1 protein-coding gene is annotated in these 2,343 nt (G+C 75.2%); it reads left to right on the forward strand.

Annotated elements, in window-relative coordinates:
* The coding region (locus MXD58_RS29345; protein ID WP_250611403.1) for a beta-ketoacyl synthase N-terminal-like domain-containing protein at positions 1-2,343 on the forward strand (2,343 nt) is incomplete at both ends.

Here is a 2,343-nt window from a genome sequence, read left to right on the forward strand (position 1 = left end):
GGTCGAGGCCGGCGGCGAGCCGATCCGCGCGGTCCTGCACACCGCGGGCGGCGGCGTGCTGGTCCCGCTGGTCGAGACCACGCTCGCGCAGGTGGCCGAGGCCGCCCGGGCCAAGGCCACGGGCGCCGCGCTGCTCGACGAGATCTTCGACCGGGACACCCTCGACGCCTTCGTGCTGTTCTCCTCGATCTCGGCCGTGTGGGGCAGCGGCATCCACGGCGGGTACGCCGCGGCGAACGCCTTCCTCGACAGCCTCGCCCGGCGCCGGCGCGCTCGGGGCCTGACCGCGACGTCGATCGCCTGGGGCATCTGGAGCCCGGCCGACGGCGGCGGGATGGCGGCGGCCCTGGCCGAGGACCAGCTTCGCGCCAGCGGCATTCCGTTCATGCCACCGCCGCTCGCCCTGGCGGCGTTCGGGCGGGTGCTCGACCTCGACGACGTCGACGTGGTCGTCGCCGAGATCGACTGGGACCGGTTCGTGCCGGTGTTCACCTCCGCGGGACCGCGCCCGCTGCTCGACGGGCTGCCCGAGGCACGACGCATCCTCGCCGCGACCTCGGTGGTCCCGACCTCGTCCGGTGCGAGCTCGTTCGCCGGGGTCTCGTCCGCGTCGGGCACTGCCGCCGGTTCGGCGGGCACGGTGTCGACCCTGGGCGCGCACCTCGCCGGCCTGCCGGCGTCCGCCCGCGACCGGGCCGTGCTCGACCTGGTCCGGACCCAGACCGCCGCGGTGCTCGGCTACGCGGACGCCGACGCCGTGGTGGCCGGCCGGCCGCTGCGTGAGCTCGGGTTCGACTCGTTGACCGCCGTCGACCTGCGCAACCGGCTGAGCGCGGTGACCGGCCTACGGCTGCCCGTCAGCCTGGTCTTCGACCATCCGACGGTGCAGCTGCTGGCCCGCCACCTGCGCGCGCAGGCGGCGGCGGAATCCCCCGCGGTCCCGGCCCCGGTCCCGCCCACGCCGGCCGGCGACGCCGCCCTGACCGACGAACCGATCGCCATCGTGTCGATGGGCTGCCGCTTCCCCGGCGGCGTTCGGACGCCCGAGGACCTGTGGGATCTGGTGGCCGGCGGGGTCGACGCGATCTCGCCGTTCCCGACCGACCGCGGCTGGGATCCGGACATGTTCGACGACGATCCCGACCGTTCCGGGAAGAGCTACGTCCGTGACGGCGGCTTCCTGCTGGACGCCGCAGCGTTCGACGCCGCGTTCTTCGGGATCTCGCCGCGGGAGGCGGCCGCGATGGACCCCCAGCAGCGCCTGCTGCTGGCGACCGTCTGGGAGGCGGTCGAGCGGGCCGGCATCGACCCGACGACGCTGCGCGGCAGCACCAGTGGTGTCTTCGTCGGTGCTGCCTATCAGGGCTACGGCGGGTCGATGGACCGCATCCCGGCCGGCAGCGAAGGCCACTTCGTCACCGGCTCCTCCACCAGTGTGCTGTCCGGGCGGATCGCCTACACCCTGGGCCTGGAGGGGCCCGCGGTCACGGTGGACACCGCCTGCTCCTCGTCGCTGGTGGCCCTGCACCTCGCCTGCCGGTCGCTGCGGTCGCGGGAGTGCTCGCTCGCCGTGGCCGCCGGCGCGACCGTGATCGGTTCGCCGGTGTCGTTCGTCGAGTTCAGCCGGCAGCGGGGCCTGGCCCGCGACGGGCGCTGCAAGGCGTTCGGCGCCGGGGCCGACGGGATGGGACTCGGTGAGGGGGTGGGGACGCTGCTGCTCGCCCGGCTCTCGGACGCCCGCCGGGCCGGATATCCGGTGCTCGCCGTCATCCGCGGCAGCGCGATCAACTCGGACGGGGCGAGCAACGGCCTGTCCGCGCCCAACGGGCTGGCCCAACAGCGGGTGATCCGCCAGGCGCTCGCCAGCGGTGGCCTGGGCCCCGGCGACATCGACGCCGTCGAGGCGCACGGGACGGGGACGACGCTGGGCGACCCGATCGAGGCCGAGGCGCTGCTGGCGACCTACGGCCAGGACCGCCCCGCCGACGAGCCGCTGCTGCTGGGCTCCGTGAAGTCGAACATCGGCCACGCCCAGGCTGCCTCCGGCGTCGCGGGCGTCATCAAGATGGTGCTCGCCCTGAACCGGGGGATACTGCCGAGCACCCTGCACGTGGACGAGCCGTCGCCGTACGTCGACTGGTCGGCCGGCGCCGTGCGACTGCTGGCCAGCGTGCAGCCGTGGCCACGGCGAGGGCGTCCGCGTCGCGCCGGTGTCTCCTCCTTCGGCCTGTCCGGCACCAACGCGCACGCCATCCTGGAACAGGCCGAGCCGGCGGCCGACGCCGCACCCGCGGATTCCGCGGCCGGCGGCACACCGGTACCGGCGGCGGCACCGGCCGAGCC

This window comes from Frankia sp. AgKG'84/4 (genome assembly GCF_023242965.2).
In the GTDB taxonomy this organism is placed as follows: Bacteria; Actinomycetota; Actinomycetes; order Frankiales; family Frankiaceae; genus Frankia.